The organism is Tolypothrix sp. PCC 7712, from assembly GCF_025860405.1.
Lineage (GTDB): Bacteria > Cyanobacteriota > Cyanobacteriia > Cyanobacteriales > Nostocaceae > Aulosira > Aulosira diplosiphon.
This window is the reverse complement of the sequence record NZ_CP063785.1, coordinates 1,140,559-1,163,182: the sequence shown is the minus strand read 5'-3', so window position 1 is coordinate 1,163,182 and position 22,624 is coordinate 1,140,559. Positions and strand designations below refer to the sequence as shown.

The following is a 22,624-nucleotide window of genomic DNA, read 5'->3' as shown; positions in this document are numbered from 1 at the left end:
AATTCGAGAAAGTATGGCAAAGAAGAGCATGATTGAGCGCGAGAAAAAGCGCGCTAAGTTAGTAGAAAAGTATGGTGAAAAGCGTGAAGCGTTGTTAAGCGACTTTCAAAACGCTGAATCTCCGCTAGAAAAGTTAGAAATTCACCGAAAAATTCAACAATTACCCCGCAACAGCGCACCTAGCCGTCGTCGCAATCGTTGCTGGGTAACAGGTCGTCCCAGAGGTGTTTATCGTGACTTCGGTCTGTCTCGGAACGTCCTGAGGGAATGGGCGCACGAAGGACTTTTACCTGGCGTGGTTAAGTCTAGCTGGTAGTCAAAAGTCAAGAGTCAAGAGTCAAGAGTCAAAAGTCAAGAGATAAACTTTTGACTGTGGACTTTTGACCGTGGACTTTATTTATTGACCACAACACCGATCGATTCCCAAACTTTCTAAGAGTAGATCGCTGACAGCGTTAGCGATCGCAAACTCTCCATAAAAGCTTTTAGAAAAATCAAACGCTTGCATCTCTGTGACAATGGCAATTACCAGAGAACCGAGGTCGTTTTCTCCTTCCATGCGTTGGCGCATAAAAATCTGAGCGGCGCGTTGAGCAATCTTTTGATTGACAATTTCTGGCAGAAATTCTGCATCCAGCCACCGCAGCAGGCGTTGTTGTAACCATTCGCCTTCTAGCTGGGGATTTTCTGATGGTGGTAGGGTGATAGGTGGAATTGGTTCTGTCATTTTTTTAAACGCAGAGGGACGCAAAGGAACGCAAAGGATGACTGTTAACATCGAATAGCGTTCGGAATATGAGTTTTTGAATTGTGATCTTCACTATGGAATATGATATCGCTGCTATTATTCAGGGTTATGCTCAAGGCTATTTTCTCATGGCTGACGATAGCCAGGGCTTGGGCTGGTATGGTAGTCGCGATCGCACATTAATTCCCTTAGATGAAAGATTTCGCTATCCTAAATCTTTACGGCGTGTTTTGAATCAAGAACGGTTTACAGTGGCAATTAACCGTGATTTTAAAGCGGTGGTAGCTGGTTGCGCTAACCGTGAGACAACTTGGATTTCGCCGGAGTTAGAAAAGATTTATTGGTTACTGTATCAGAATGGTTACGCTTTTAGTTTTGAAACTTGGCAAGGTGACGAACTTGCAGGGGGAATTTTAGGAATTGCGATCGCAGGTGCTTTTATTGGCGAATCCATGTTTTATCGCATTCCCGAAGGCTCAAAGGTAGCTATGGTGAAATTGGTAGAGAGATTACGCCAGAAGCAATTTGTGCTATTTGACGCACAAATGATGAATCCTCATTTAGAAAGATTTGGCGCTTATCGCATTAATGATGAACAATATCAAGCTTTACTACACAAAGCGTTGCAATCTCCGTGTTATTTGATATAAGTTCTGTTTTTGGGTGTAATATAGTGTATTTTGTCAATGGTAAACGCCCAAATTAAGAATTGCGAATAATTTTGGATTTTCTAGATGCGATCGCCTTTTACTTGCACTTGAATAATCAGGCTGGAGTCATTGGCTATGGAAATTATCACTAAAAGATTTCTGCTGCGAGACTTTATTACAGAAGATGAGCCTGCATTTTTCGTCTATCATACCGATCCAAGGTATGCTGAATTTTGTTCGCCGGAAGAAGTAGCACCCAATTACACACGTGAGCTTTTGTACCTGTTTCGTCAGTGGGCAAATGAACATCCGCGTATCAATTATCAGCTTGCCATTGTTGAACGTTTTAAATCTCAAGAATTAATCGGTTGTTGTGGACTGCGCCGAGAAAATTACAGTTCTGAACAGGCGGAATTAGGGATAGAATTAGCACCTAAATTCTGGGGGCGTTACGCATACGCAATTGAAGTGGCGAAAGCGATGATTGATTTTGGATTCCAGAATCTAGGTTTAAAAGAGATTCGAGGTATTACTGTCAGTGCAAATTTGCGGATTACGCGTTTAGCACTCCGATATGGATTTGTAATAATCGGCACAATTACTAGCCCAGATTGGATGCGTGAACGCGGCTGGAGTCAAACTGAATGGTTGTTGACAAGAGAATCTTGGGAAAGTGGAGCAGAATTTTAATTTAAATCTTCCGTTTTTAGGCTCTTTCTTCAGTAATTAAGGTGAGGCTCACCCATTCGCCTTTATCGCTGTAGCTGCGAATCAAGCGTTGGCGGAGATTTGGCTTAATTAACCAACCCACTTCTAGAATAAAACTTTGGCGTGAATTTATCTTGAGTGGCGAAGTTGCAGAAGCACCGTGAGGTAGGAGTAATACTTGCATCTGCTTTTGTGGATCTTGATCAAAGTGGATAATTGAGCCTTGAATCGTAGCGCTGGAAGTAATTGTATATTGTCCAAAAGAAAGAGTTTGGATTAACTTTCCAGCATCATCAAGTTGTAATTTTAGAGTTGTAGAGACAGTATTAGCAGGGCGAAAATCTGTATATATTGTTGTTGCTTCACCGCGCCATTCTCCTAACAAGTCCTCGATTTGTAGATTCTGGCTTGCTATAGGTTCAGTACCAGCTAAATGTTCTGGTATCAATGTGAGTTTATTTAGTTGGCTATTTTTATCAAATAATTGAACTAGCCGCAATCGACGATTTTCATAAATCAAACCCAATTCTGCACCAAATTCACTAAAAGGCCCAAATTGAATTGAACCTTGGGAAAATGCTCCATTTTCAAACAATAAAATACTTTTAGACAAAGAACTATATTCGAGAACTAAATCTTCTTGTCCTTGAAGGCTCACAATTTGGCGAATTGTCTGGTTATTATTTAACCCTTCTAGTGAAACAACACTTTTTATATCTTGCAGCAGTTCACCTTGGGCAGAGAAACTGGTAAATGAACCATGCCATTCACCAAGGTTTAGCAGTAATCTTTCCCATTTAGATGTCATAAGAATTTGGGGAGTGGGGATTGGGGATTGGAGACTGGGGACTGGGGAGATGAGGAGGATGAGGAGGATGAGGGAGAATTACTCATTACCAATTACCCATTACCTAATGACAAATGACAAATGACAAATGCCTAACCTCTAGCAAAACGCCGTACAGCAAATAAACTACCTATTAATCCTACAGCTGCACCAAAACTTACAAGAATTAGGGGTAATAATAAGATTTGCACTGGAGTAAGTTGCAAGCCGTTGCTAATAAATTGAATAAATTCAGGTTGGTTAGCTAGCAGGTTGCTAATTAATTGTTGAATAACAGTAATCAAACTCCAAGCGATCGCACCTCCAAATACGCCAAAGGCTATACCCTGTAAAATAAACGGCAGGTAAATCCAAGCTGTAGTTGCACCGACTAACTGCATGATTTCAATTTCTTGTCGGCGCGCCATGACAATCAGGCAAATGGTAATGCTGGTGACTGCGATCGCAGTTAAGGTGAGGATGATGGTAATGGTTACGGTAATCCAGTTTAAACCTTGATGTAACTGGGCGATACGTTTAAGGACTTCATCGACATACTGCACTGTACTTACTCCTGGTAATTTAGCTAACTTAGTTGCTAAATTCGGCACAACTTCGGAGTTACGTGCTTTGACTTTAATTTCATCAACTAGGGGATTTTCTGCTAGCTGCTGGTTTGCGCCTTCAATATCAGAAATTCTTAGTTCTTTAACTAACTTAGTCCAAGCTTCTTCTTTAGTAATTACTTGTGTCCCCACCACTTCTGGTATATGTTTCACCAGTGGTTCTAGGTTGACGGCTGATATCCCCGAATCTAGATAAACTGAAACCTCCATTTGACTACCAAACTGGTAAAGTAATTTTTCTACTTGCCAGGAAGTTTGCAGACTCATGCCAAATAAAAATAGTAATACTGTTACAGTACTGACTGCTGCCCAATTCATCCAACCTCCACGCAGCCAGCCGAGGAAGGTTTCTTTGAGGAGGTAGTCGAGTTTAGTTAAAAATTTCCACACACATCATTACCCCAATAACTGAATTTAGCGCCCTGACAAAAATACTGAAGTCATGGCACGAGATAACATCACATTTATACTCGACTGTGCAAAATTTGTGTGTTCTGTAATCTTGAAATCAGAGTCAGCAAGACTTCAGCCATTAACAGATTGATAGAATTAAACTAGAGAGAATTTTCACAATCAAGCCATAAGGAATCATGCCCTCCGAAATTGCTGTAGAGAAAAAAAAGTTAAAAAATCCGCCCTTGCAACTTCACTATTTAGGCGATCGCGTTCTTCGTCAACCAGCAAAGCGCATTGCCAAAGTAGATGATGAACTGCGCCAACTCATCCGGGATATGCTGCAAACTATGTACAGCAAAGATGGCATTGGTTTGGCTGCACCCCAAGTTGGTATTCATAAACAACTAATTGTCATCGATTTAGAGCCAGATAATCCTGCTAATCCGCCATTAGTATTGATTAACCCCACCATTAAACAAGTAAGCAAAGAAATCTGCGTTGCTCAAGAAGGCTGTTTGAGCATTCCTAACGTGTATATGGATGTCAAGCGTCCAGAAGTGGTGGAAATTGCTTATAAAGATGAAAATGGTCGTCCTAAGACATTAAAAGCTACTGACTTACTCGCACGCTGCATTCAGCACGAAATGGATCACCTCAATGGCGTGGTGTTCGTAGATCGTGTAGATAATTCCTTGACTTTGGCCCAGGAACTATCTAAAAATGGCTTCTCGTATCAGGCGGTGAAACCAGTAGCATAGGGTGGTTTAGTAGTGTATTTAACTCCAAAAAGCGGATTATTTCTAGCTGGTTCTTGTGTAGCAGCGATCGCGGCTGTTGGTTCGATTTTTGAACTGAGTTACGGACAACCAGATTTAGGCGTTCAAGCCACGACGATCATTTTGGTATTGAGTATTCCTCTCACAGGATTATTTTTCTTTGCCGCAGTGAGGGACGCAAAGGCTAACATTAAATAAGCATCAGGTACATAAAAAGGTAAAAGGAAGAAGGAGCAATCATAAAATTTATCCTTTTGCCTTTTACCTTTTACTTTTGTCTAGGTACCCGTAACGTTTAGATTACTGCTGCGTGTCATTGTAATTATCTGCTTAGTTCATAACTGTTCTCCAACATCCTAATAGCTATATCAGCCGGAACAGGGCGACTGAAGTAAAATCCCTGCCCTTCTTCACATCCCCGTCTTTTTAAGTAGTTCATTTGTTCTTCGGTTTCTACGCCCTCGGCTGTAATCTTCAATTGCAGACTATTGGCTAAAGCAATAATGGCATCGGTAACAGCCGCACTATCAGGATTGGACGTTATATCTTGTACAAATGAGCGATCAATTTTCAGCATATTGACGGGAAAGCGCGTTAAGTAATTCAACGAGCAATAACCAGTGCCAAAATCATCTAGAGCTATCCAAATACCTAATTCTCGTAATTGGTTCAAGATTTTCACCGATTGCTGAATATTAGCCATCAAAAAGCTTTCAGTGACTTCTAATTCTAGGTAAGATGGCGGTAGTCCGGTTTCCTCAAGGATTTGGCTAACAATCTCTACTAAATTGGGTTGTTCAAATTGCCTAGCTGACAGATTCACTGATACCCGAATCGCAGGTAGCCCAGCCAGTTGCCAAGCACGACATTGAGCACAGGCTGTCCGCAAAACCCATTCACCGATTGCGGTGATTAAACCATTGGCTTCGACAATCGGAATAAACTTTGCTGGCGAAACTAAACCCAAAGTAGGATGTTGCCAGCGAACTAGCGCTTCAACTGCTGTTACTTGTTGGGTATGCAAATTAATTAAAGGTTGGTAATAAACCTTCATTTCATCGCGTTCCAGCGCCCCATATAATTCGCTTTCTAAAGTTAGTCGTTCCTGTAAGCGAGCATTAATTTCTGGTGAATAAAATAAATATTGGCTACGCCCTTGTGTTTGAGCCTGGGAGAGTGCAATGTGCGCCTGTTGCAAGAGTTCCTCTACGCCATTACTTTCATTTAAGTCATTAATTGTGATACCAATACTAGCAGTAATATGAATTGAGTTGCCCTCTACTAAAAAGGGCTTTGCCAGAGTATTCAGCAGCAATTGTGATAGCTTAATCACGCTTTCAAAAGAAGGAATTTCTACTCGGGCAATTGCAAATTCATCTTTACTCAAATGGGCAATAATATCTGTTTGTGAAACACAAGTGCTTAAACGTTGAGCAACTGCTCTCAGTAACAAATTTAATGTGTGATGCGTTAATGCGTGACTAATGTTCAGAAAATCATCAATACCTAATAAAAATATAGCTAATAACTTTTGTTGTTGTGGAGATGAGGAGTAAGTTAAATTAGAGCGATCGCCAAGATGAAGTTGTATTCCAACTTCTTTGGCGTTATCTGGAAGAAAGTACTTTTTCGCCACAGCACCCGATAGGCGATCGCTAAATAAATTTTGATTAGGTAGTCCTGTTAATTCGTCATAATTAGTAATGTAATGAATCAACTCATCTAATTTATTAAGAGTCTGTGAAACATCCGCCATGAGTGTCCCAGCTTCATCAACATACTCTGTGGGTAGTTCAGGTAATTTTCGATTATTTAGATAGTCTTGCAATGCAGTCGATGTCAACATGACTGGTGCAAGGAGATTATGTATGGCATAGAGAGTTGCTGCTGTACCTGTTAACGTCGCCAACAGAGCAATAATTAAAACTCGCACCGCCATCTCCCAAGAATAGGAGTTGGAAATGAGAAAACTCAACAGTAATGTCAAAAGTGGTATGTGAGTACCCACAAATGCCACAAACATGATTTTGGCAGGGTAACTTTTCTTCAGCAATTTAAAATTAGATAAAGATAAGTACAGGTAAAGTTTGTAGTTGAGTTTCATAAATGTTGATTGAGAGTTAGCCAATGAGTTACCAAAACAATGCTGAACAATCAGTGTTGATCTGCTGAATTGTACTCAACAAATTCGGGGTGATTGCTGTGCAAATAGTTCCAAGTCGCAAATGTGCGTCATGGTGCAAAATATTTAAGTCCCTATTTCAATGCTCTTAGAGGTTAAGTAATAACAGAACAGAGAAATATTTTTCTATGGAAAACACTAAGAAAAAATTATAGATAACGCTGTAGAGACTGAAAATTTATTAATGTATACCACAGTCAACTTTAATCAGAATCTTTTCAAATTTTAGGGTAAATAATCAGAATTATTATGAGTGTAATTACTAGCTAATGTATAAAATTTCTATAAATAATATAATGCTATCAAAAAGTTAATTATTTAAAATAACGCTGGGTCTGAGTAGAGTAATAAAAACTCTATGGATGAGCAGAATACTATATATAAATGTATATGTTATATAATTCAAAAAACGTAAAAGTAATCTTCTCTCAAATTTTAAAAAAAGTAAAAATGTCTAAATTAAATAATGTTTAACCGCACATTTATTAAAAATGATGTGTATTTTTTTACAACACACTGACTATAGGTAGAGCTGCGATCGCTTCTAAAATAGAAAAATGCTGTCAACTCCTACTCAACTATTACGCATTTCCCAAGGACAACTGAATTTACTAGAACGTTGTCCCCGTCAGTTTCAACATACTTATCTCGACAATCTCAATTCTCCCTCAGATCCAGAACATGAAGAACGGCAAACTTTAGGTAGTCGATTTCACTTGCTGATGCAGCAACGAGAAATGGGTTTGCCAATTAATAGTATTTTGCAAGCCGATAGCCAATTACAAAATTGGATGTCAGCTTTTGCGGAAACTGCACCAGAAATTCTGACACCTGCGGCCGATAGTCAAACTTTTCGTGAAAGCGAACACTATCGTACTCTGCAAGTACAAAATTATTTGCTGACTGTTGTTTATGATTTATTAATTGCCGATCAAGAAAAAGCGCAGATTCTCGACTGGAAAACTTATCCTAAACCATTACATAAACGAAAATTAGAGCAGAACTGGCAAACGCGTCTTTATTTGTATGTTTTGGCAGAAACTAGCGAATATTTGCCAGAAAATATCTCTATGACTTATTGGTTTGTTCAATCTGAAGGTAAACCACAAAATATTAAATTTAATTACGGTAGCGCCCAGCACCAGCGAACTGCAAAAGACCTTAATGAACTGTTAAACGATTTAACTTATTGGTTAGAACGTTATCAACAGAAAGAACAATTTCCCTCACTACCACCAGGAAACAAAGCCTGCGGTTATTGTCAATTTAGCACTCGCTGCGATATCTACGACGGGCTACGCCTACGCATCCAGTCTAGCGAAGAAGAAAGCAATAGCAATTCCTTGCCAGATATCGCCAGTATAGAAGAAGTAGCGTTGTGAAATTCAAAGGCATTTGAAATGTGGGATACGTTACGCCAAGGCTAACGCATCCTACCTCGAACAGCTCCGATAAGGGATTTCCAAGAAATAACAAATTCCATCTTGTGGGGCGGGCATCTTGCCCGCCACATAAACTGGGCGGACAAGATGTCCACCCCACAATACATACTGGGATATTTTTTTATTTGGAAGTCCCTAAGAATCAAATTTTTGACTTTTGACTATTATTAACCTCGCTAAGATTAAAGCAGAATATATACCTAAAAAATCACAATTTGAAAAGTTATGACAAACATTGATGACATGGACGCAGTTTACGTCCGTGAATTAGGAATTGACGATATAGCGCCGGTTTACCATTTGGGAGAAGAACTATTTACCAGCGATTTATATCCTTATTTATATAGAACTTGGGATGAATGGGAAGTCATTGGACTTTACAACACAGATCCAGAATATTGCTTGGTTGCAGAAATCGATGGCGACTTAGCAGGCTTTATTTTAGGAACCATCATTACCAAAGCCTCATGGACTTACGGATATATTCTTTGGTTAGGAGTTAGCCCCAACTTTCAGCGTCGGGGAGTTGCAGACAAGTTAGTTGATAAAGCTGTCGCCCGGATGATTGAAGATGGTGCGCGGTTCATGCTAGTAGATACAGATCCTACCAATACCCCAGCCGTAAAATTTTTCAACCGCAAAGGATTTGGTAACAACCGCCAGCATATTTTCTTATCAATGAATTTAAGTAAGCATCCATACTATGGCAGACTAATTGATTATGAACATCAAAAAGCTGAAAGAGCAGGTTATAGGCGATCGCGTCCAGCTGCAATTCGCGCCCGTAAGCCTGATGGTTTCGCCAACGAAGTCGTCCTCAATCCCTTAGTCACAGAACCACAAATCGATTTAAGGTTGAATGATGAATAGTCATTTGGCATTTGTCATTTGTCATTTGTCATTTGTTATTTGTTATTTGGTAATGGGTAATTGGTAATTGGTAATTAGTACTTCTCCCTCATCTCCCCAATCCCCAATCCCCAATCCCCAATCCCCAATCCCCAATCCCCAATCCCCAATCCCCAGTCCCCAATCCCCACTCTCCCACTATGCAATGGACTCTAGCCGCAACTGAACAACCGCCAGAGTGGTTTATCCAAGCTGTGAAAAAGTATACGCCTGCATCAAGTGGAGTTTATGCAGCGCTATTATTATGGCAACGTGGTATTCGTGACACGCAGCAATTAGAAGGTTTCGTTAACTATAAAACTTATCAACCAGCTAGCCCCTTTGAGTTTGGGGAAGAAATGCATCGTGCTGTGGCAAGATTACAACTAGCACGTAATGCTGGGGAAAAAGTTGCGATTTGGGGTGACTTTGATGCGGATGGGATTACTTCTACATCTGTGTTGTGGGATGGTTTGGGAGAGTTTTTTGTTCAGAACTCGCAGTTAAATTACTATATTCCCAACCGTCTCAAGGAATCTCACGGGCTGAACTATGCAGGTATCGATAACTTAGCAAAACAAGACTGTACATTAATTGTTACTTGCGATACTGGTAGCACTAATATTGATGAAATTATTTATGCTCAAAAGCTGGGTATTGATGTCATAGTTACAGACCATCACACATTACCAGCAGAACGCCCACCAGTCATTGCAATTATCAATCCGCGCAATTTGCCAAATGAACATCCCCTATATAATTTGTCTGGCGTGGCGGTAGCTTACAAGTTAGTAGAAGCACTGTATCAAACTCTGCCCAATATACCAAAACATCCCTTAACAGATTTACTAGATTTAGTGGCTGTAGGGTTAATTGCCGACTTAGTACAGTTAAGCGGAGATTGCCGCTATTTAGCACAATTGGGCATTCAACGCTTACAGGAAGACTTTAAACAGCCACCAGCAGCCAGACGACGGCCAGGGGTAGGAAGATTATTAGAATTGTGTCAGAAAAGTGGCGATCGCCCCACAGATATTTCCTTTGGTTTAGGGCCGCGCATCAATGCTGTCAGTCGCATCCAAGGAGATGCTAGCTTTTGTGTAGAATTACTCACCAGTCGGGATATCAAACGCTGCAGCGAACTCGCAGAAGATACAGAATTAGCCAACGCCCGCAGAAAGTCTTTACAGAAAGACGTACAAACCCAAGTCGCCCAAAAACTAACTCAATTAGATTTATCTACCACAAGTGCGATCGTCCTTGCCGATGCTCAATGGCCAGTCGGCGTATTAGGCTTAGTAGCCGGACAAGTAGCACAAGAAACCGGTCGCCCCACAATTTTGTTGAGTACAGAAGAATTGGGGACTGGGGAAGACTCTTCCCAATCCCCAATCCCTAATCCCCAGTCCCTAGCTAGAGGTTCTGCCCGTTCTATAAATTCTGTCGATTTATACCAATTAGTCAAGGACCAAGCACATTTATTGCATCGCTTTGGCGGACATCCCTTTGCAGCTGGGTTGAGTATGTTGGTGGAGAATATCCCCTTATTTACAGAAGCGATTAACCAAAGGTTACGGCAATCCTTGGGTGGTAAAACCCTCACAGCCACAGTGCAAGCAGACATAGTAGTCACAGTTGCAGACTTAGGCAAAGATTTATTTTTAGAACTGAAAATCCTAGAACCTTGTGGAATGGGTAATCCCGTGCCAAAACTGTTAATTCAAAACTGCTGGTTTGAAAATGCTTGGCATCGCAATCAACAGGATTCTCAAGGGAAAAAAATACAGTACATTAAAACCGATTTTGATATTCGCGACGATTCCACGAGAAATCCGTTTCCTGGGATTTGGTGGGGACACTACAAAGATGAATTACCCATAGGTAGATGTGATTGTATAGCTGAACTTGATTACAACACCTTTAAAAAACGCTACGAAATCAGATTAATCGCCGTTCGCCCCAGCGCTAACTCAGTATTCACCACCCACAACTCAGAACTCATATTAGACTGGCGTAATCAAGAGCATTCACAACTGAGAACTCAACATTCAGCACTCATCCTCGAAGAATGTCCGACAAGCTGGGATGATTTACGCACCTGGTGGAAGCGATGTCTGTACAATAATCAACAACTGGCGATCGCATGGAGTAAACCCAACCAGCAATCACCGAATCAAATTTGGCTGACTCTCATCGGAATTGCCAAATACCTCAGCCGCACCCATCAACCAGTTACCCGTGTGCAATTGTTAGAGAAACTGGGCATTAGTAACCAAGCTTTATTGTTAGGTATCAGAGCTTTAAAATATTTGGGATTCACAGTGCAACGCCAAGATAACTATTTGCAAATTATCCCAGAACCCAAAAGTATCTCCGAAACTCAAGCCGATGCTGCTGCAAGCAAATTTTTAGCAGCAGTCCGCGAAGAACAATTTCAACGCGAGTATTTTGCCGAAGTGCCTTTATCTACAATTGTGGCGATGGTGAATACTCAGTAAGGATATGGGGCATAGGGCATGGGGCATTGGGCATTGGGCATTGGGCATAGGTAATTGGTGTAGGGTGTTCGTTATTTCCTCATCTCCCTCATCCTCCTCATCTCCCTCATCCTCCTCATCTCCCTCATCCTCCTCATCTCCCTCATCCTCCTCATCTCCCTCATCCTCCTCATCTCCCTCATCCTCCTCATCTCCCTCATCCTCCTCATCTCCCTCATCCTCCTCATCTCCCTCATCCTCCTCATCTCCCTCATCCTCCTCATCTCCCTCATCCTCCTCATCTCCCTCATCCTCCTCATCTCCCTCATCCTCCTCATCTTCCTCATCCTCCTCATCCCCTAAACGCCTCTGCCCATCTGCAATCTGCTGAAAGTCTTCGGTAAACACAATATCACCTCCTGATCTGGGAATCCTGAAAGAAAGGAACATTCACCTGGAGGATAAATACTAGTGTGAAATTATACTAATTTAAAGAATGATCGCTAAAGATGTCGGTTGGGTTTCCTCCCTCAACCCAACGCCTAATACCTTTGCATATGTTGATTTTCAGTGCCTTTAACCCAACAACCACATCTGTCGCCTTCTTTTTTAAATTGGTATTACGCATCAAGCTATACCAATTCTTTAAAATTCAGTAACAGATTTGAACTCAGTAAAACAAGCAAGATAAAATCTGACTTTAATAATTAAAAATTACGAATTAAGAATTGGTTTTATGTATAGAAAAATGCCGTTACGTGTCATTTTTGTTGTATCTACACTACTCCAGGTGATTACTGCTGTCGGACTAACTGGATATTTCTCCTTTCGCAATGGGCAAAAGGCAGTTAATGAAGTCGCTACCAAACTCCGAGATGAGGTGACTGGGAGGGTTAAAGATAAGCTGCTAGTGTATATAGAAACACCCCATCTGATTAATCGGCTAAATGCCAATGCCATTGAGTTAGGGGAGTTAGATAAACACAATATCCAATATAAGCAGAAGTATTTTTGGCAGCAAATCCGTACTTTTCCGGTGATTACCTACAATTTTTACGGAAATGTTACAGGTGAATATTTAGGAGCCAGACGTTTAGCCAGTGGTGACTTGCAAGTAATGGAACGCGATCGCACTACTGGATACAACCAGTACTTTGCAACCAATGCACAAGGCGATCGCACAAAGCGCATCCAGTCTCTTCCTAATTTTGATGCCAGGCAACGCCCTTGGTACAAGGAAGCTGTAGCTGCAGGTAAACCTATTTGGAGCACAATCTATCCCGACTTTAGTACAGGGGGATTGGCAATTACCGCCGCTCAACCTATCTATGACAAGCAAGGAAAACTCAAGGGGGTTCTGGGTAGCGATTTTATTTTTTCTGAAGTAAATACATTTCTGCAAAAACTGAAGATTGGTGCATCTGGACAGACATTTATTGTGGAACGTTCAGGATTGCTAGTAGCTACATCTACCCCCGATCCTAGTTATCGCAATCGGACTAATCAGACGCAACGCATTAAAGCTTCGGAGAGTAAAAATTATCTCATCCAACAAAGTGCCAAACATTTAGAGCGAAAGTTTGGGAATTTTAGCAAAATTCACAGCAGTCAACTACTAGATTTTGAAATTCAAGGAGAACGGCAATTTCTCCAGGTTACGCCATTAAAGGATAGCAGGGGGTTAGATGTTTTAATTGCGGTGGTTGTACCAGAAGCAGATTTCATGAAGCGCATTCATGAAAACACTCGCATCACCGTTGTCTTGTGTCTGCTATCGCTAATCGTTGCAACCGTGGTGGGACTGCAAACATCCCTGTGGATTGTCAAGCCAATTCAGCGTTTGAATACTGCGGCTAAAGGACTAGCAGATGGAAATTGGGAGCAAAAACTAGCAGTTGATGGATCTTATGAAATTAGCGAATTAGCTGAATCCTTCACCAGCATGGCGAAACAGCTAAAAGAATTGTTTGCCACTTTAGAAGAAAAAGTACGCGATCGCACTCAAGCACTCGCCAAAATTAACGGCGAACTAAAAAACAAAAATGCGCTGATTCGGAAAATTTTTGGACGCTACCTGAGTGATGAGATTGTTAGCAATCTCTTAGAAAGTCCCCAAGGGCTAGAGTTAGGCGGTAAGCGTCAGAAAATCACCATCTTAGTCTCAGATTTGCGTGGCTTTACAGCGACATCAGAACGTATATCTCCAGAGCAAGTCATCGCTATCCTCAACTTTTACCTGCAATATATGGCGGAAGTCATTACCCGCTATGAAGGTACTATTGATGAATTCATGGGCGATGGGATTCTCACATTCTTCGGTGCGCCTACTGTGAGAGCCAACGATACAGAAAGAGCGATCGCTTGTGCTGTAGCAATGCAACAAGCCATGATTCCCGTCAACCAACAAATGCAAGCATGGGGTTTCCCAGAAATCGAAATGGGGATTGGTATCCACACAGGCGAGGTTGTCGTTGGTAACATCGGCTCAGAAAAACGGACTAAATATGGTGTCGTGGGGAATCATATCAACCTCGCCTACCGCATAGAATCCTGTAGCGTTGGCGGACAAATTATCGTCTCCGAAGATGTTTTAGCGGAAGTGCGAGATATGGTACAAGTGGAGGCAACACAACAAGTGCAGATGAAAGGAGTGAAAGACCCCATTAATCTTTATGAAATCAGCGGTATAAGGGGAGAACATAACCTATTTCTCTCCAAATCAACCGAAGAATTCCGCGAACTACCAGAGCCGATTTTACTCCAGTACGTCACCTTAGAAAGCAAACACATAGGCGATCGCTGGTATGAAGCCCAAATTATCAAACTCTCCCATCGAGAAGCGCTAATTCAGTGCCAAAGTCATGAAGGTAAATTACCGCCGCTAACAAATCTCAAGCTGATTCTGCTGGATGAGAATTTACCTCAAGAAGTACGGGAAGATTTTTATGGCAAGGTGTTAGAAAAACCGACGGCTGAGGGTAGTTTCTACATTCACTTTACAGCCCTGCCGCCATCTGTGCGGGTGATGCTGGATCAAATATACAATGCAAGTTCTTTGGAGAATCAATATCCCAATTGCAATGAAAATCCACTAGCACTCAGTAAAACAGACATTTGAGCAGTCTTGCTTTCCTGGATATTTTACTTGCAAGTTCTCTATGACAATATTGGAGTTATGATCATTCGATAGTTGACTCAAGCCGATCTAGTTCATCACTAAGATGAGCGAGTTTCGCTTCTTCATCAAGAAGCTGTTGTTCTAACTGAAATTTAACAGCCGTACCAACCTCAATTGCGAAAGCTTCCCGCATCCGCTTCACTTTCTCAGTGCGGATGTCCCATTCTTGTTGAAGTGTATCTAGTTTTTGCTGTAAACGCCTGCGTTGTCCAGCAGTTAAACCTGGAGAAATTTGACTATTTACAATAGTTGCAGCTTCACCAGGTAAAAATTTACTCCCACCAGCGTAGTAACAAAGAGGAAAGTTATCGCCTAAATCCAGCACCTTATTCACAAATGGGTGTTGTGGCCCCGAAGCTCTTTTTGGTACTTGGTCAAATAAATATACTAAAATATCCAAAATCCTGGCATAGCCATCTTTATTAAATACAGCTTTCCCTTGCAACGCTTCCAGCAAGCAATCAGTAAAAGCGCTATAAGGTTGACCCGTATAAGAATATTCATCTTCCCGTGAAGAAGCAACCACAACCCTACCGCTTCCCGTTCCCAAGACATTCAACAATTCTGGCGGTAAGGGTGATTTCACAAACACTTCCCCTGGTTCCTTCAAAGCCGGAACACCGCCAGCATGACAGCAATCTAATAAAACTACCAGTTTCTGTGCTGTAATGGCTTCAATTTTTTGGGTAAATTCTAAACCTGATATTGCAGTATTTGCACGTTGGCTGGGGTCATAGCCATAGGGTACAAGAAAGTATTCATTAGTGCGTTTGATGCGTCCCCCATGTCCAGAGTAGTAAATGATCACAGTCGCATCAGGATTTTGATTGACTTGAGTGATGATTTCGTCAAAAGCTGTGAGGATATTTTGCCGAGTTGCAGCGGTTTCGGTAAGTAGTGTCACCTGTGCTGCTGGATAGGCGGCGCGGTTCTGGTCAATCAATACATCTCTTAAAGCAGTAGCATCTTTGACAGTGACAGGTAAATCTGCGCCTACGCCAATGAGTAATGCATATCCGTTGTTGAAAGTTGCGTTTGTCATACCTTATTTTTTTATCAAACCCAAGATTCTAGAGTAAATGTTCTCACCTGTTGAATTCGCAAAAAATCACTATCTCTAGAAACAACAGTTAAATTATTTTGCAGTGCAATAGCTGCAATCCAAATATCGTTTTCATCAAAACCTAAATCAGTTATTTTAGTTTTTCTTTGCTTGTTTTTCTCTTTGGGTGCAAATTGCTTAAATAAAGCTGCTTTGAGTTGACCATAAATAGTAGCAGTAGATGCATCAATACTGTGAATATATATACCCTCAAGAAAGCGGTGAATCAGGTCTAAGTTACTTTCCCGGCGTTGAGAACGTTCTGCCATATCTATCAGTTCGCCTTGAACAATGACACAAGTTGTAATTAGGCTGTTTTCTAATTCGGCAAGGCGACGTAGTAGATTCACATCACCTATAATGGCAGCACTACAATGATTTGTATCTAAAATATACATTATTCAAATGGGTTATCATCATCAAATTTTGCTTTGCCGCGAGTAGCATAAACCAACTGGAGACACTCTTCTAAATCATCACCTTCCCATGTACCAATAGTTTTTAGATGTTCTAGGAGTGAGTGACCTGTAGAATTTACATGAGTTTTAATAGCAGATGTTGAGCCTTCTTGTATAGGCTGAGTTTCAGTTTCTTGTGTTTTGAGAAAGCGTAAAAATTTTAGAGTTTCCAGCAACATATTATCGGGGCTGGATTCAATTTCTTGTAGCAGTTGTTCCTTGATTGTCATAGATATTTTTAACCGCTAATTATTCCTTCTTTATTGTATCGTTAAGCGGGGAATTGCTGAATCAATTGTGTTCATAGATACAACAAGCTATCTTAACTACAGCATCAGTTGTTTTGAATAACAAAAGAGCGATCGCATTTTGCAGTGATGGTTGAGAGCGATCGCCTGTTCTAATCCATAAACTCGTACAGAGGTGTGAGTTATAGAAGCTGTTCAACTTTGATATTACCAACATAATCAAAGCGGTTCTTAATCATATCCGCAATTTTATTTTTTAGAGTAGAACTGGGTATACTATTGTCAGACAAACGTATATATATATTTAAGTCGCAATAATTTAACTGCCTCACATCGAATTGCTGAATCTTACGGATTTCTTCATCTTTACTGACTACCCTTTTATCTTGCAAAATTTCAACCACATCTTTGGCTAGTGCGCTGTTATCTAGTAGATTTGTGAACTGCCGTATTCTGCATTTTTGATTGTTTGTATTGAATGTAGGGGTTTCTATAGGAGTTTCGGTGGGAGTTGTTGTGGGGGTTAGTGTTTGTATAGAAGGAGTTGGAGCTATTATAGGAGAAACTTCTGGATTAATACTTTTGTAGACCAGAAATGTAAATGATAAAAGCACCACCACCCCAACAACTTTATTAAAGATTAGCAATTGTTTAACTTGTTGTTGACGTTCTAAATTGCGCTCGATTTGTTCTAAGCGTTGTAAAATTTCTGCTGTATTTTTAGGACGATTATTAGGAGACCAATCCATTAAACTATCGATTAAGTCCGCAAAAGGTTTTGATAATTTTGGCGCAATAGAACGCCAAAGCAATGTTCCATTACGGTTTTGCTCTAATCTATTTGGAGCTTTACCAGTTAACAAATGCACAAATGTCCGCCCCAATGCATAAAAATCAGATTGTGGTATAGCTCTACCTATTCGTTGTTCTGGAGCCATGTAACCATCACTACCAATTGTAGCGATAGTTTTTCCATCCAAAACAGCTTTAGTAATAGCTCTAACAGCATCAATGTCAATCAATACTAATTCTTGATTGCTATTTTTCACCATAATGTTTGATGGTTTAATATCACGATGAAAAAACTCTTTTTCATCGAGGTCGCGTAAAATTATTGTCAGTTGTTTCAACCAATTAATTGCTTGTTTTTCAGTGATAGGTAGATGATTTTGATTTTCCAGGAATTGCTCTAAATTTATTCCATCAATCTTCTCCATTACCAAACAATACGCTAGTGTTTGATTTTTTGGAAACTCAATGTAGAAGTATCCATCTTTATCGACCTTAGGAATTCCTGAAACCCAGTGATTTATTAAAACATCTGCACCTCTGTCAAAACGAGAGATTATTTCATCATTATCTGTGTACAAAACTTTAATAACTTTGGGCTTATTGCCATCCTTAATATCGACTGAATCATAAAGCCTACACACTCTATTTCTGGTTTGAACTAATGTATCGATTACCCGATATCGTCTGTTCAAAAGCAAATCAGAACCACAAGCTTGGCAAGGATGTTCTTTAAAAGGTCTTTTGGGCGATGGGCAATTGAGGTTGATACATAAACAGTGTTGGGGTTCTGGGTAGTGTAATGGGTAGACGCTTTCTTTCAGTAATTGCTCCGAACTAGCTGTTACTACCTTGAAGTCATTACGAGCAACGTGGCCCATCCCAAGGACAGAAGTCAGTAGAGGTTGGAATTCAGCCAATGGTTCTGCTAAGGTTTCTGTTAATGATTGTAGGCGCACCCTTTCAGCTTGATTGTCTAATTTTGAAAATGCTAATGCTAGTTCATGAGCTACCTGGCTAGGTTTGGTATATGCTAGAGCAACCCATCTTTGAATTTGGGCAAATGCCTGAATATCGGGATCATCACTCTGAAGCTTCTGCCTTATATAATCAAGCAAAAAACCTGATAGCTCATTTATCCTTTGTTGACCGAAGTTTTCATCTTCCTGCAATCGCTTCAATAGAGAGGTTCGCACTGCTAAATCCATTTCATAGAGTTCATGCCCAACCTCATCACACAAGTTAGAAAGTAGTATATCCCCTACAGCTATCCACGGTATATTGAGAACTTCACCATGAATACTCTTTTGAAATCTAGCCCATAACAGATATAAAAGCTCTGGTGTGAGTGATAAAGGAAAAGCAGCGTGATAAGCCAAATACAGATGTTCTTTGCTAAAGCGTTGTACAAAATATTCAATGCGTTCATTGGCAATTTCCTCTTTTGATTTATTGCGTCGATTGGCAACTTTTGGGTTAATTTTGCTCATATTCTCCGCCCTTCAAAGTTAGTCGGCCGTCCACGTAGCACACCAATAGCATCTAACAAACCTCGGCGACTAACTTCAAACATAGGAACAAGACTGGCGATGTCATCAGCAGTTGTACCAAACCAACGTTTTCTCGGCATAGGATTCAGCCAAGCAATATAACGTACCCTTTTCTTCAACTTCTCCAAAAATTCTTTAGTCAAATCGTAGCGCTCATTGCTATATCTACCACGGGCAGCACCAGCATCACTAAAAATCAATACAGTAGTTCTGTTTGTGCAAACATGAGTAACAATATTAGTTACTAACTCAGCTTGCTGATGATAGGGGTCTTGGTAGAGATATTCCATAGGGCAATTGTGAAAGTAATAAATCCCAGATTTGCCCAAACGTCCACCATATTGAGCAGTTTGTGCCAAACGTCGTGATAATGCATGAAAAGGCACCATTGAACCATCTTGGTCAATTAGTAACAGTAATTCCGCTTTATTCACTCGACGCGGAACTAAGACAGGTTCAAGCAATAAACCTTGGCTGACAATCTGGTTGACCGTTGCTTCCACATCCAACTCTGTCGGTGAGCCTTCACGTACTGACCGACGCAAATAGCGCCAAATCTGTTTCATTTGCCGTTCAGTTACAGGAAAATACTCAGTGTTTAGCATGAAGCGACTATAAGGAATGTCCTCATCTCTGCTGGTAGCGTGTAGGACAGCTTGAGCCACCTGTACTTCATCTTCCATTACCTGTATAAATTCTGAAGGGATTGGCGAAGTAGCCTCTTTTAAAGTTGCTGTGGAAATAGAGGTACTGCGATCAATGCGCTTTTCCTCAATCTTAAATTTAGCTGCCCATGTTAAACATATATATAGATAACTAAAGCGTGTGATAAGTAGGAAACTCCAAGCAATCCAATCTGGTTGATTTGTGTTTGTTTTCTCAGATGTGTTAGGGTTTGCTGATGGTGTCGGATTTGCTGATGGTGTCGGATTTGCTGATGGTGTCGGATTTGCTGATGGTGTCGGATTTGCTGATGGTGTCGGATTTGCTGATGGTGTCGGATTTGCTGATGAAATTTTGATAGGAGGTTGAGTTGGCTGAATTGAAACGAGTCCATAACCTAAAACAATTGCGACTCCAAAACCACCTAAAATCAAGTTGTCAATCAGTTGATATATCTTTGATTGCTGAGGTGGTGTAGATAATGTGGCCAATTTTTGGCTGGAGAACTCACTATCAATAAATTGTTGAAAGTGATAATCAAAAAGTTGCTTTTCCCCCGGAGATTTTACCCATAAAGTTTGACACAAACGTTTTAATGCATCTGTATCACTCATCCCAAAGCCAGCTTGCATTGCTTGCAAAACTAACTGATACTCATCAATACCAAGTGGTAAGCCAGCTTCGCGCAGCCTGGTGAACAATTTCATTAAAAGTAAATCATTCCCGTCCACGGTTTTGACTCAAATAACGTATATGGTCATCCCAACTTTTTAGCAACACACCAGCATACGGAATTTTACCTTCCAATTTTGCCAGCACTTCATCTTCGGGATAGCGACGCAGGACACGAAACCAGTCAATTAATTCGCTGGTGCTGACCTTTTTACCTGCCTCTCCTTTATATTTCCCCATTTCCTGCCGCAGTTGTAAGAAGCGAGTCACAGCTTTATCTAGCAAAGCTTGCGGTGCAGCCGGAAAGTGAGAGTTGACAATTTCTATTAACCGTTCACTGCGAGGGAATTCTACATAATGAAACAAGCACCGCCGCAAAAAAGCATCTGGTAAATCTTTTTCATCATTGCTAGTAATCAAAACCATCGGTGCGACTTTGGCTTGAATTTCCTGGCCTGTTTCTTCGACAATAAATCTTTTTTGATCTAATTCCAGCAACAAGTCGTTGGGAAAGTCAATGTCAGCCTTATCAATCTCGTCAATTAGCACAACTATACGCTTTTCCTGCTGAAATGCTCGACCTAATGGCCCCCAGCGCACATAGGAACTTGGGTCATCAATTCGCAGGATTTGTTCTGCTGTCAAGCGACCAGAAGCAGCAAGCTGTGCATCGCGCAACCGTCCAACTGCATCATAAGTATACAAGCCATCCTGCGCCCGACTGGTAGATTTGATATACCAAGCTTCTAATTTTAAATTCAGTTCATAAGCAACTGCACTCGCCAGCAAAGTTTTACCACATCCCGGTTCCCCCTTCAGCAGTAGCGGACGTTCTAAGTAAATCGCCAAATTGACTGCTTCTACCAGTTCTGAACTAGGTAAATATGGATACAATAATTGACCATTCGCCCCTTTTTCTCCTAGCTTGGGCTGAACTTTACCTGTATATTCCAAAAATTGTCTACCTATAGTCTCAACCATTTTTCCTCGTGTTTATACCAATTACAGTCAGACAGGTAACAAATTTCTACTAAAGCGAGTTGTGGAAGTCCCTTATCGCTATTATTGAGTATGGTCTGTACTGTTTCATCTATCTGATCTGTGAGTTGACGTGGTAGTTCATCCTCCTCATGCTCTAGCCATTTAGTCAGTTCATCACCAGAAAATTTGCCAATCTTCGGTAGCTTCACAGGTTTATTTGGGTTCCAGTTAGGGTCAAATTTTTCTGCAAAATCAAGATTCCAAGTATTTGTACAGCCTTCATAGTCTACTAAGAACATGAATAATTTCAATTGGCTAGCTTGTGAATCAACTTCCCTGACTTTAGTCGTCAGTGGTAGCCAAAAATCTTTAATGATTTCATGCAAAAAATCTTCTGATAAACAATCAACATTGTGGATAATCAGCAGGACATCCTGAGTTCGCCACCATTGATAAACTCGTTCAGCAATTTCTAATTTTGAGCTTTCTTTACCTAGACCAACTTTACCCCCAAGTTCACGCCACAAAGCTGCAATGTCACTTCTGCGACCAATGCGGCTTAATTTAATTGGGATCTCTTTTGCGTTCATGAGACTGGGAACGTGCTGAACTATCAACCGATTCAATAACCAGCGTTGACCATATTCCTGTGAACCGTGAATCAGGAAAGCGCCTAAAGAATGCGCTTCCACAAATCGCCGGAATGCTCGATTTTGCTGACGATAGCCTAATTTTAATAAAGCACGATACAGTCGTTGAGTAGATGAAGCTCGTTCCAGTTGTTCTAGCTGCTGTTCTAATTCCTGCAGTTCTGTTTCTGTTTTTTCAATTTGATGTCTCAGTTGAAACTTAACACTCACATTTGCTTCAATTGCATAGCTACAGCGCAGTTCTTTTAGCTTCTCCGCCTCCAGATCATACTGTTTTTGTAATGCATGGTATCGCTGTTGGTGCCGATCTAAAGACATCCACTTCCTGTTTTAGACAAAAATCCTTACTAAAAAAGAATATCTAGATGTTAAAGGTGGTAATTTAGTGAATTGCGCTCTTTTACACAGTCTCAAACATACCTCCATAGCTAGATGTCATTTATCTACTTATACCAATTCAGCTATACCAATTCCTAATATTTTTGCCGCAGAAGTAGCCTGTGTTATTGCTGAGGGTACAGCACTGTAAATTGCCTACTTGCTAGAGACACTACGCATAGCTTGCTTAAGTGTAGGAGTACGGAAAGCCATTTCGTGTCTATCTCAACACACCC

Annotated in this window: 22 protein-coding genes; 9 read left to right on the top strand and 13 right to left on the bottom strand. The window is 40.8% G+C overall.

The window, feature by feature from the left end:
* Nucleotides 1-13: 13 nt before the first annotated feature.
* Entirely contained in the window at nt 14-316 is a 303-nt protein-coding gene (rpsN, locus tag HGR01_RS04570; protein WP_045872590.1) for a 30S ribosomal protein S14, read from the top strand.
* A gap of 81 nt (nt 317-397) precedes the next feature.
* Here rpsN and HGR01_RS04565 read toward each other — a convergent pair whose 3' ends face one another.
* On the bottom strand, nt 398-727 hold the full coding sequence (locus tag HGR01_RS04565) for a hypothetical protein (RefSeq protein WP_045872727.1): 330 nt from the start codon (nt 725-727) through the stop codon (nt 398-400).
* A gap of 95 nt (nt 728-822) precedes the next feature.
* Between HGR01_RS04565 and aat the strand changes: the two genes are divergently transcribed.
* On the top strand, nt 823-1,398 hold the full coding sequence (aat, locus tag HGR01_RS04560) for a leucyl/phenylalanyl-tRNA--protein transferase (protein ID WP_045872591.1): 576 nt from the start codon (nt 823-825) through the stop codon (nt 1,396-1,398).
* A 135-nt stretch (nt 1,399-1,533) separates the two neighbouring features.
* Complete coding sequence (locus HGR01_RS04555) at nt 1,534-2,088, top strand: GNAT family N-acetyltransferase (RefSeq protein ID WP_045872592.1); 555 nt, start codon at nt 1,534-1,536, stop codon at nt 2,086-2,088.
* Between the two features lie 16 nt (nt 2,089-2,104).
* On the opposite strand, the gene HGR01_RS04550 is transcribed toward HGR01_RS04555, so the two are convergent.
* Together HGR01_RS04550 and HGR01_RS04545 are read right to left on the bottom strand one after the other, a co-directional pair.
* Nucleotides 2,105-2,914, bottom strand: a complete 810-nt coding sequence (locus tag HGR01_RS04550) for a DUF3598 family protein (protein WP_045872593.1) — start codon at nt 2,912-2,914, stop codon at nt 2,105-2,107.
* Nucleotides 2,915-3,045: 131 nt separating this feature from the next.
* Nucleotides 3,046-3,948 carry a cell division protein FtsX gene (locus HGR01_RS04545; RefSeq protein WP_045872594.1) on the bottom strand — a complete coding sequence of 301 codons (903 nt, stop codon included), beginning with the start codon at nt 3,946-3,948 and terminating at the stop codon, nt 3,046-3,048.
* A 200-nt stretch (nt 3,949-4,148) separates the two neighbouring features.
* Here HGR01_RS04545 and def point away from each other — a divergent pair, with 200 nt between their 5' ends.
* Together def and HGR01_RS04535 are read left to right on the top strand one after the other, a co-directional pair.
* On the top strand, nt 4,149-4,712 hold the full coding sequence (gene def / locus HGR01_RS04540) for a peptide deformylase (protein ID WP_045872595.1): 564 nt from the start codon (nt 4,149-4,151) through the stop codon (nt 4,710-4,712).
* 12 nt (nt 4,713-4,724) lie between these two features.
* On the top strand, nt 4,725-4,928 hold the full coding sequence (locus tag HGR01_RS04535; protein WP_045872596.1) for a hypothetical protein: 204 nt from the start codon (nt 4,725-4,727) through the stop codon (nt 4,926-4,928).
* Nucleotides 4,929-5,052: 124 nt separating this feature from the next.
* On the opposite strand, the gene HGR01_RS04530 is transcribed toward HGR01_RS04535, so the two are convergent.
* Entirely contained in the window at nt 5,053-6,834 is a 1,782-nt protein-coding gene (locus HGR01_RS04530) for a putative bifunctional diguanylate cyclase/phosphodiesterase (RefSeq protein ID WP_045872597.1), read from the bottom strand.
* A gap of 635 nt (nt 6,835-7,469) precedes the next feature.
* Here HGR01_RS04530 and HGR01_RS04525 point away from each other — a divergent pair.
* The 3 genes from HGR01_RS04525 (at nt 7,470) to recJ (ending at nt 11,740) form a co-directional block, all read left to right on the top strand.
* The gene (locus HGR01_RS04525) at nt 7,470-8,294 is read left to right on the top strand and encodes a PD-(D/E)XK nuclease family protein (protein ID WP_045872598.1); all 825 of its coding nucleotides are present in this window, start codon (nt 7,470-7,472) and stop codon (nt 8,292-8,294) included.
* A gap of 285 nt (nt 8,295-8,579) precedes the next feature.
* Complete coding sequence (locus HGR01_RS04520; RefSeq protein WP_045872599.1) at nt 8,580-9,224, top strand: GNAT family N-acetyltransferase; 645 nt, start codon at nt 8,580-8,582, stop codon at nt 9,222-9,224.
* A 179-nt stretch (nt 9,225-9,403) separates the two neighbouring features.
* The gene (gene recJ, locus HGR01_RS04515; protein ID WP_045872600.1) at nt 9,404-11,740 is read left to right on the top strand and encodes a single-stranded-DNA-specific exonuclease RecJ; all 2,337 of its coding nucleotides are present in this window, start codon (nt 9,404-9,406) and stop codon (nt 11,738-11,740) included.
* Here recJ and HGR01_RS04510 read toward each other — a convergent pair.
* Complete coding sequence (locus tag HGR01_RS04510; protein WP_263420061.1) at nt 11,705-12,127, bottom strand: hypothetical protein; 423 nt, start codon at nt 12,125-12,127, stop codon at nt 11,705-11,707. The two genes, recJ and HGR01_RS04510, sit on opposite strands and share 36 nt — an antisense overlap.
* Before the next feature lie 328 nt (nt 12,128-12,455).
* Between HGR01_RS04510 and HGR01_RS04505 the strand changes: the two genes are divergently transcribed.
* A complete protein-coding gene (locus tag HGR01_RS04505) occupies nt 12,456-14,837 on the top strand; it encodes an adenylate/guanylate cyclase domain-containing protein (RefSeq protein ID WP_228045106.1) in 2,382 nt (793 codons plus the stop codon).
* Nucleotides 14,838-14,898: 61 nt separating this feature from the next.
* On the opposite strand, the gene HGR01_RS04500 is transcribed toward HGR01_RS04505, so the two are convergent.
* From HGR01_RS04500 to HGR01_RS04465, 8 genes are all read right to left on the bottom strand, one after another.
* The gene (locus tag HGR01_RS04500; protein ID WP_052335323.1) at nt 14,899-15,939 is read right to left on the bottom strand and encodes a caspase family protein; all 1,041 of its coding nucleotides are present in this window, start codon (nt 15,937-15,939) and stop codon (nt 14,899-14,901) included.
* A gap of 14 nt (nt 15,940-15,953) precedes the next feature.
* The gene (locus tag HGR01_RS04495) at nt 15,954-16,397 is read right to left on the bottom strand and encodes a PIN domain-containing protein (protein ID WP_045872601.1); all 444 of its coding nucleotides are present in this window, start codon (nt 16,395-16,397) and stop codon (nt 15,954-15,956) included.
* Nucleotides 16,397-16,687 carry a hypothetical protein gene (locus HGR01_RS04490; protein ID WP_045872602.1) on the bottom strand — a complete coding sequence of 97 codons (291 nt, stop codon included), beginning with the start codon at nt 16,685-16,687 and terminating at the stop codon, nt 16,397-16,399. Before HGR01_RS04490 ends, HGR01_RS04495 begins: the two co-directional genes overlap by 1 nt.
* A gap of 61 nt (nt 16,688-16,748) precedes the next feature.
* Nucleotides 16,749-16,904: a hypothetical protein gene (locus HGR01_RS04485; RefSeq protein ID WP_155539482.1), complete on the bottom strand. Its 156-nt coding sequence runs from the start codon at nt 16,902-16,904 to the stop codon at nt 16,749-16,751.
* On the bottom strand, nt 16,888-18,984 hold the full coding sequence (locus tag HGR01_RS04480) for a serine/threonine-protein kinase (protein WP_052335324.1): 2,097 nt from the start codon (nt 18,982-18,984) through the stop codon (nt 16,888-16,890). The genes HGR01_RS04485 and HGR01_RS04480 overlap by 17 nt, the downstream gene beginning before the upstream one ends.
* Nucleotides 18,981-20,414, bottom strand: a complete 1,434-nt coding sequence (locus HGR01_RS04475) for a hypothetical protein (RefSeq protein WP_045872603.1) — start codon at nt 20,412-20,414, stop codon at nt 18,981-18,983. Before HGR01_RS04475 ends, HGR01_RS04480 begins: the two co-directional genes overlap by 4 nt.
* A 10-nt stretch (nt 20,415-20,424) precedes the next feature.
* On the bottom strand, nt 20,425-21,360 hold the full coding sequence (locus HGR01_RS04470; protein ID WP_045872604.1) for an AAA family ATPase: 936 nt from the start codon (nt 21,358-21,360) through the stop codon (nt 20,425-20,427).
* The gene (locus HGR01_RS04465) at nt 21,345-22,328 is read right to left on the bottom strand and encodes a hypothetical protein (protein WP_045872605.1); all 984 of its coding nucleotides are present in this window, start codon (nt 22,326-22,328) and stop codon (nt 21,345-21,347) included. The genes HGR01_RS04470 and HGR01_RS04465 overlap by 16 nt, the downstream gene beginning before the upstream one ends.
* Between the last annotated feature and the right edge of the window lie 296 nt (nt 22,329-22,624).